The organism is Pedobacter cryoconitis (genome assembly GCF_003259615.1).
GTDB lineage: Bacteria > Bacteroidota > Bacteroidia > Sphingobacteriales > Sphingobacteriaceae > Pedobacter > Pedobacter cryoconitis.
In genome coordinates this window covers 1-6,666 of record NZ_QLLR01000058.1, presented here as the reverse complement: position 1 = coordinate 6,666, position 6,666 = coordinate 1, and the positions used below count along the sequence as shown (strand labels likewise).

General features: G+C 31.1%; 9 protein-coding genes. 6 read left to right on the top strand and 3 right to left on the bottom strand.

Annotation, left to right across the window (positions count from 1 at the left end):
- Nucleotides 1-234: ATP-binding protein (locus LY11_RS26165; RefSeq protein WP_170132791.1), on the top strand; the 234-nt coding region annotated here is incomplete at its 5' end.
- 171 nt (nt 235-405) lie between these two features.
- Entirely contained in the window at nt 406-1,371 is a 966-nt protein-coding gene (locus LY11_RS26160; protein ID WP_111636523.1) for a sporulation-delaying protein SdpB family protein, read from the top strand.
- A gap of 8 nt (nt 1,372-1,379) precedes the next feature.
- Here LY11_RS26160 and LY11_RS26155 read toward each other — a convergent pair whose 3' ends face one another.
- Together LY11_RS26155 and LY11_RS26150 are read right to left on the bottom strand one after the other, a co-directional pair.
- The gene (locus LY11_RS26155) at nt 1,380-1,988 is read right to left on the bottom strand and encodes a hypothetical protein (protein ID WP_111636522.1); all 609 of its coding nucleotides are present in this window, start codon (nt 1,986-1,988) and stop codon (nt 1,380-1,382) included.
- 136 nt (nt 1,989-2,124) lie between these two features.
- Nucleotides 2,125-3,399, bottom strand: a complete 1,275-nt coding sequence (locus LY11_RS26150) for an alpha/beta hydrolase (protein ID WP_111636521.1) — start codon at nt 3,397-3,399, stop codon at nt 2,125-2,127.
- Between the two features lie 228 nt (nt 3,400-3,627).
- Between LY11_RS26150 and LY11_RS26145 the strand changes: the two genes are divergently transcribed.
- The 4 genes from LY11_RS26145 to LY11_RS26130 are packed head-to-tail and all read left to right on the top strand — an operon-like array spanning nt 3,628 to nt 6,369.
- Nucleotides 3,628-4,020 (top strand): hypothetical protein, encoded by a 393-nt coding sequence (locus tag LY11_RS26145; RefSeq protein ID WP_111636520.1) that lies wholly within the window; start codon nt 3,628-3,630, stop codon nt 4,018-4,020.
- Between the two features lie 47 nt (nt 4,021-4,067).
- Nucleotides 4,068-4,853, top strand: a complete 786-nt coding sequence (locus LY11_RS26140) for a hypothetical protein (protein WP_111636519.1) — start codon at nt 4,068-4,070, stop codon at nt 4,851-4,853.
- Nucleotides 4,854-5,447 (top strand): SdpA family antimicrobial peptide system protein, encoded by a 594-nt coding sequence (locus LY11_RS26135; protein ID WP_111636518.1) that lies wholly within the window; start codon nt 4,854-4,856, stop codon nt 5,445-5,447.
- Between the two features lie 43 nt (nt 5,448-5,490).
- On the top strand, nt 5,491-6,369 hold the full coding sequence (locus LY11_RS26130; RefSeq protein ID WP_245952893.1) for a sporulation-delaying protein SdpB family protein: 879 nt from the start codon (nt 5,491-5,493) through the stop codon (nt 6,367-6,369).
- A gap of 109 nt (nt 6,370-6,478) precedes the next feature.
- On the opposite strand, the gene LY11_RS27350 is transcribed toward LY11_RS26130, so the two are convergent.
- Nucleotides 6,479-6,664, bottom strand: coding sequence for an IS3 family transposase (locus LY11_RS27350; RefSeq protein ID WP_111636516.1), 186 nt, complete (start codon nt 6,662-6,664; stop codon nt 6,479-6,481).
- Nucleotides 6,665-6,666 lie beyond the last annotated feature (2 nt).

Below are 6,666 nucleotides of genomic sequence, written 5' to 3'. Positions count from 1 at the left end.
TTCCCCCTGGAGAAGAACCTTGCAGTTGCCTTCTTCAACTTTATTAATCAGATCTACGAATCAACATCAATTGTCATTACAACCAATAAAAAACCTACTGAATGGGCAAAAATGTTAGATGATGAGGTGATCGCCACTGCGCTTCTTGATAGACTTCTTTTTCGATGCGAAATCATTAATCTAACTGGAGAAAGCCATCGTTTGGAGAACAGGCAAACGTTCTTTGAATCTTAAAATTATTGCATTACTTTTGAAACGGACTATGCATTCATTCTTGCCATTTTCTATGTAGCATTCTTGCCGAATGTTATGTATTCCTAATTGCCAAAAACCCTGCATTCATGATTGCCGTTCACAGGAGTAAATACAAATCAGTTGAAATGCCATCGAAATATATAAGATTCTATGTGGATTGTTCGAATAAATAAAAGAATAGATTCTTTGATAATATATCTAACGGAAAAAGATATATTCAACTATCGTTTGGGCATAGCACGAACAATTTTAGCATTGTCCACTCTACTGACTTTAATCGCTAACGATGATGAAGTTTTGTTTAAAACTAAGACAATTAATCTTACTGACTCCTTCAATAATAAAGATCTTTTTCAGAACATAAATTTTTTTTCACTATTTGGATTTGATCATCTATATGTCGCGAAATTCATTGCTATTATCATTCTTCTTATAGTTATTTCAGGTTGGAGACCTAGGTATGTTTGTCTTTTCCACTTTTGGATTTGTGTGAGTTTTTTTAACAGTGTAAGACTTGTAGAGGGGGGAGATCAGATAGCTTCAATTTTAACTTTACTACTTGTGCCTGTTTTATTATGTGATGATAGAAAATGGCATTGGAATAAGGCTAAGAAAAAGGAAGATATAAGTTTTGGTAACTTCGAATATCTGATAGCGAATTGTTTCCACATTATTATCAAACTTCAGATCTGCTTGCTATATTTTCATGCAGCGATTGGTAAAATGCCAAATCAAGAGTGGAGTAATGGAACTGCTGTATATTATTGGTTTAACGATCCAATTTTCGGTATGTCTGAATGGATACGGCCTATTTTAGATCCTATTTTGGCAAACCCTATTGGAGTGGCAATGATTACCTGGAGTTCTATATTATTGGAGGTTCTGTTGTTTATGAGCATCTTAATGAGTAATCGAGCGAAATATTTTTTTCTGATATTGGGGCTTACTTTTCATTTTTTTATAATCATAATTCATGGGTTAATCTCATTTTTCTTTGCCATGAGTGCTGGATTATTACTTTATTTATGGATTGACAACGAATTTGGAAAAATATTCTTCCTAGAAAAATTTTTGATAAAAAAAAAGCAACCAATAGGTTGCTTTGAAAATTTATAATTAAAGATCTATTTTTTTAAAGTATCGGTTAGATATGCAACGAGTTTCTCTCTTTCTATACCTTTTTTAGCCAATAGGCTAGGGTCTGAATCGGTGTATTGTGTAACCATATGCATCAATGGTCCGGGTACATCAAGTACAGGTGAAACAACAAAATATTCTCCTGTTTGTGGAATATCATTTGTAGGAGACACCATATTCTCTTTTTTTTGATTGAATATTCGTTTATCATTCAGTATCTGATCTATAATTTTCATGCCATTAATTAATGATTGATCGACTAAATTCGGATCCCCACTCTCAATATTTGATTTAAACGTATCAAAAAATATTGGGTTGATTTTATTAATATTATGCAACAGTTGTGTGACAATTTTATTGTTGTCGCTACTTTCTTTAGCTGCCCTGATCGTATTCAACTCTGGCAAAAACTGACTAATTTTTTGATCCCCAAAAAAGATTCCTTTAAATAGTGTCTCACCAGTAATGGTGTTGCTAATATCATGATAAACTGTTTTGGAGTCGTCAGATCTAAATCCTAAAAACAGTCCAACTAAAAGCCCTGTGGATAAAATGATGTACTTAATTTTAATTCCTTTAAAGATTTTCCTTTTCATAAAAATGTTTTTTAAGTGTATATATCAAATATAGATAATTTGCAATTGAATATTTATGTTATTATGCTACTATTTTTCTAAGTATTAAATTTTAATATAATTTATAGTTAATTGCGGTCTTTGGAGAATGATGTGTCTAATTGTTGGGTAAGTTGTTTATGAATTTCGTAATACTTGAAACAAGGCCTCCATGTAAAGGTAGGTCAGGGTTCGTATAGCTTTCAGTTGTTTTTCCGGTAGTACTTTTTAATACATGGTTCATGCCTTTAATCAAAAGTAATTGGGATTTGGGATTTGATTTAGCAAGGCGCTCAGTATTTTCAATTCCTATTTGCTGATCTTCAGTGCCTCCCAATATAAAAATTGGTATCGTCAATTTTTTAAGCTCAATAGAGGGCTGGTATTTCATGGATGAAATCAAATATGGTTGGACAACTGGATTGAAAAGTGCAACTAATGTAGGTGAGGAAATTTTTTGATGAATTAATTTACCAGTTTGTAGTGTATCCAAAATTTTAGATGCTATAGTGTAATTCGAATCTGGTAATGTTTTTAACTGTTTTCTTAAAATAGTACCTAGATCACTAGATGGGCCACATAGAGAAATTAAAGCATTTACTTTTGTTTTTTTTGCGGTTAAAATTCCAATAGTGGAACCTTCACTATGACCAAGAATTATGATCTTTGAAAATCTTGAATCAGCTTTTAGTTTTTTAATGAATAGTTCGGCATCGTTCACATAATCATTTAATTCAATATTATTTGATTTAAGGGCTCCCTCGCTTTTACCGACCCCCCTTTTGTCGTACCTCAATGAGGCAATTCCGTTGGCGGCAAGGCTATTTGCAAGTAATAAGAAGGAGTTTGTTCGAATTAAATTCCCTTGGTTCATATTTCTGTCTGTTGGGCCAGAACCTGATATGAATATTACTACTGGGATTTTCTCAGTCTGTTTATTTGGGATAACTAAGGTACCATAAAGTGCTCCGAAACTGTTATTAACAGTGAAATTATCTGGGCTTTCTAAATCTGCAATGTCGCCTTTGTCTTTTTCAACAGCTTTTTGAAGTATCCCTACAATAAGTTTGTTATTGATCATTAATGCTAAATCAATTAAAGGCCTTTCAAATGTTAATCTGTATTCTTGAATTTCATTTACAGGGGTGCCGATTGCTCTGCTTCTCACAATTTCACCCAATTGAGATTTGATCTGTGCGAAAAGTTGCTTGGTTCCTTCAATCTTTAAGGCTGCTTGAACTTTTGGTGAAAATAATGTAAATGCACTATCTATTTGTTGGTCTTTATAGAATTTGGAAAACTTCTGTATAGTTTCAATACTTGACTCAGATTGTGCCAATGAAACATAGAATCCTGTCAATAGAATTATCATTGTTAAAAATATTCTTTTCATAAGTATGTAATTATTTTTTAAGATTTATTAAATATATAAAATCGTTGTAATAAAATTGGCTTTTTTGACCGAATGAAGTCATCGTTTTATTATATGTAATACTTTGGTTTTTATAAATATTAAATTAATTATAAGATTTAATATTATAATATTGTAATTAATTATTATATTTACTAGATGTTGTCATTTATTATGTTTATTGTAAATGTTTTTTAAGGTAATCTTGATATGTGTATTTTATTAGAGACTAATGTTTTATGGAGCTCAGATTATGAGTTAAATCAAAAAAATGTATTTGATCATATGGCTGCGCAGTTTTCAGGTATTCCCCCTATTCATAATCATGAAGGTTACTTGGTTGTTACTGAAGATCTTATGAAGATAGATGGCGACGTAGAGTTAGAGATTAGGTTATCCGAGATAACAGAACTTTATAGAGGTTTCGATGAAAATTATCCCAGAAATTTTATTAAGAATTTTGGAATGTTTTGTCAACCTGTTAGAGTAAAATATTTTCAGGATTTTTCATATAAAATAATCTATTTAATAGTTGGTTATAACTTCTTTGGGTGTGCAAAAGGACAAGCGCTTTTTGATTTGCTACAGGAGCTACTATCATGAAAGATCTTTATTTAATTGCAACCTTATAATACATTAAATATATTAATATGAAAAATTTAAGAACATTAGTAACAAAATGGTATGTGGTATTTCCACTTGCACTTATTCTTATGCTTGAAAGTTGCTCCAAGGATGCAATTAATTCGAAATCCTATTCTGGAGAAGAACTTTTTAGTGGGATATTCTTTGGTACAGGTGAGGTCGCAGGAAAAATATCAGAATTTTCCTCTAACATTAATTCCTACGTTACAACGTCAGAAGAGAAGCAGGCTTTAAAGAATGTGAAAGAAGAAATAATATCTTATATAAGCTTAAAACATCCCGAATTTTTTGGAGCTTTTAAAAATAATATCCAAAGTGGGAATGTTGGCCTTGTAAGAACTTCTATGATTTCGGCCGTAAAATTAGTATGCGAAGCGGTAAAAATTGATTATTCAAAAGTTAGAACCTCTTTTACCAAGGATAAGATTGACGAAATTCGTTCTGATATGAATAAAACAAAATCTATGTCATCCAATGAAAAAAAAATGGAATTTAAAACAGATAAGTATAGGTCAATTCTGAAGAATATGTATTTAAAAAGCGATGAAGTGAAAAATAATGGTGAAAAAACCAATATCATACAAGATCCTGATTATGGGACTAAAGTTGCCACTGAGTCATATTTATTGATATTTTTAAGTGTTGCAGCAGTTGTTGCGGCTGTTTTAATAATAGCAGTTCCATTAGTAGTTGAACCTAGTAGCGCGTCGGATTTAAATGCGACAGATAAAGATGCATTATATGCAGAACACATGTTTGCAACAATTAGTGATAATTTTAAACTTAACTAAGTGCATAAATACTTTTATAGTTATCAAAAAAGTTTTTTTCTTATTCTTCTGACTTTTTTTTGGGTTTGCACTTTTATAACTGTTTTATCTGTTTCACTTCCATATAATCCAATTAATAAGACATTTCTGAAAAAAAGTCACTTGATTAAGATGTTATTACCGGAAGGATGGGGTTTTTTTACAAGAAATCCGAGAGAGACAAGGACTTTCTTTCTTGTTAACGATAGTGGCAAATTAATTCAGGATTCAAGAATAAGAAATGGTACTATTAAAAATGTTTTTGGTTTGAAAAGGGATGGACGTTTAGTTAATCTGATATATATGAACTTATTAGCTAAGAGAAAGATCACCTGGTACAAATACAGTGATTCTTTGTCTGTTGTTAATTATCGATCCAAGAGATTTAGAAGTAACCAAATTTTTATAGATAGTGTACCAGGTATAAAACTTAACGGTCAGATTATCGTAGTCAGGAAGACGCTGATTCCCTGGGCATTTAGAGATTACGAAGGAAAAATAGGACAAGAAATTAAATTTACGAAAATAGATGTTGAATATAAATCGACTGTTGCAAAAAAACATAACATACATTAATAACAAAAGTCCATGGACAAATGTATACGGTTTATCTAGATCAATGCTTGCATTAGGAACTTTTCTGACCTTAATATTCAATTCTTCAGATCTATTATTCCCTCAGATAATTCAAAGGGATGTCTTTTTGGTTAATACATTATATTATAAAGCTAATTTTTTTCAGTTATTTTCAAGCCATCCAGAGATAGGTAGATGGATGGCTATTTTCTTTTTGGGAATAATTATTATTGGCTGGCGACCACGCTATAGTTCTTTTTTCCATTTTTGGATCACAACAAGTTTCATGTTTTACACAACGACTCCAGATGGGGGTGATCAGGTATCGGGAGTACTTTCTTTATTTTTCTTTCCTATTGGCTTATTCGATAATCGCAAATGGCATTGGTCAAAATCAATTATATCTAAATCAACGAAAAAATTCTATTCAAAATCTTTCTGTTTCTCATTAATATTAATCATTAAAGTTCAAATAGCAATTATTTACCTAAATGCTGCAACCGCGAAATTTAATGTTTTTGAGTGGGTGAATGGTACTGCTCTTTGGTATTGGCTTAAAGATCCCATTTTTGGAAGTAATTATTGGTTTAGTTTTATAGTATTACCTTTATTAAAGTCACCCATTATTATATCGCTGATCACATGGGGAAGTGTAATTCTGGAATTATTTCTTTTTATGGCGCTGGTTATGTCTAAACAGAATAAACAAAGAATGTTAGTTTTAGGAATACTTTTTCACCTTGCAATAGGAGTAATACAAGGTTTAGGATCATTCTTTTTTGCAATGGCTTCTGCACTCATTATTTATTTAAAACCAATTGATAATGAATTTGATTTTTCATCTGTTGTTAATTTGAAAATTTGGCTGATTAAGAAGAGGATTGTTTTTTTTGACCTTTTCACTAAACAGAGAGCTTTATGAATAACACATTTGCTTTTTATAGCTCATTTTTCATATGAACCTAAATATCTCAAAACTATTGTGATTTAAAAAGTCCTATTATAGACTGACCCCAAGAAGTTGGACGAAGTTATGCAATGTTTTTAAGGTAATGAGTTCGGTATTCCACCGGACTCATTCCATTTAAATTAAGCCTTACTCGATCCCTATTATAATATTTAATATACTTTCTAATCTCAGAATGTAATTGCGATACCGAGTTATATTCATTTAGATAAAATAATTCTGATTTAAGCACTCCAAAAAAGTTCTCAATTA

Bases quoted from the DNA above. Each gene is read 5' to 3' on its own strand.
- LY11_RS26160 (WP_111636523.1), top strand. From the start codon at position 406: ATGTGGATTGTTCGAATAAATAAAAGAATAGATTCTTTGATAATATAT.
- LY11_RS26155 (WP_111636522.1), bottom strand. From the start codon at position 1,988: ATGAAAAGGAAAATCTTTAAAGGAATTAAAATTAAGTACATCATTTTA.
- LY11_RS26150 (WP_111636521.1), bottom strand. From the start codon at position 3,399: ATGAAAAGAATATTTTTAACAATGATAATTCTATTGACAGGATTCTAT.
- LY11_RS26145 (WP_111636520.1), top strand. From the start codon at position 3,628: ATGTGTATTTTATTAGAGACTAATGTTTTATGGAGCTCAGATTATGAG.
- LY11_RS26140 (WP_111636519.1), top strand. From the start codon at position 4,068: ATGAAAAATTTAAGAACATTAGTAACAAAATGGTATGTGGTATTTCCA.
- LY11_RS26130 (WP_245952893.1), top strand. From the start codon at position 5,491: ATGCTTGCATTAGGAACTTTTCTGACCTTAATATTCAATTCTTCAGAT.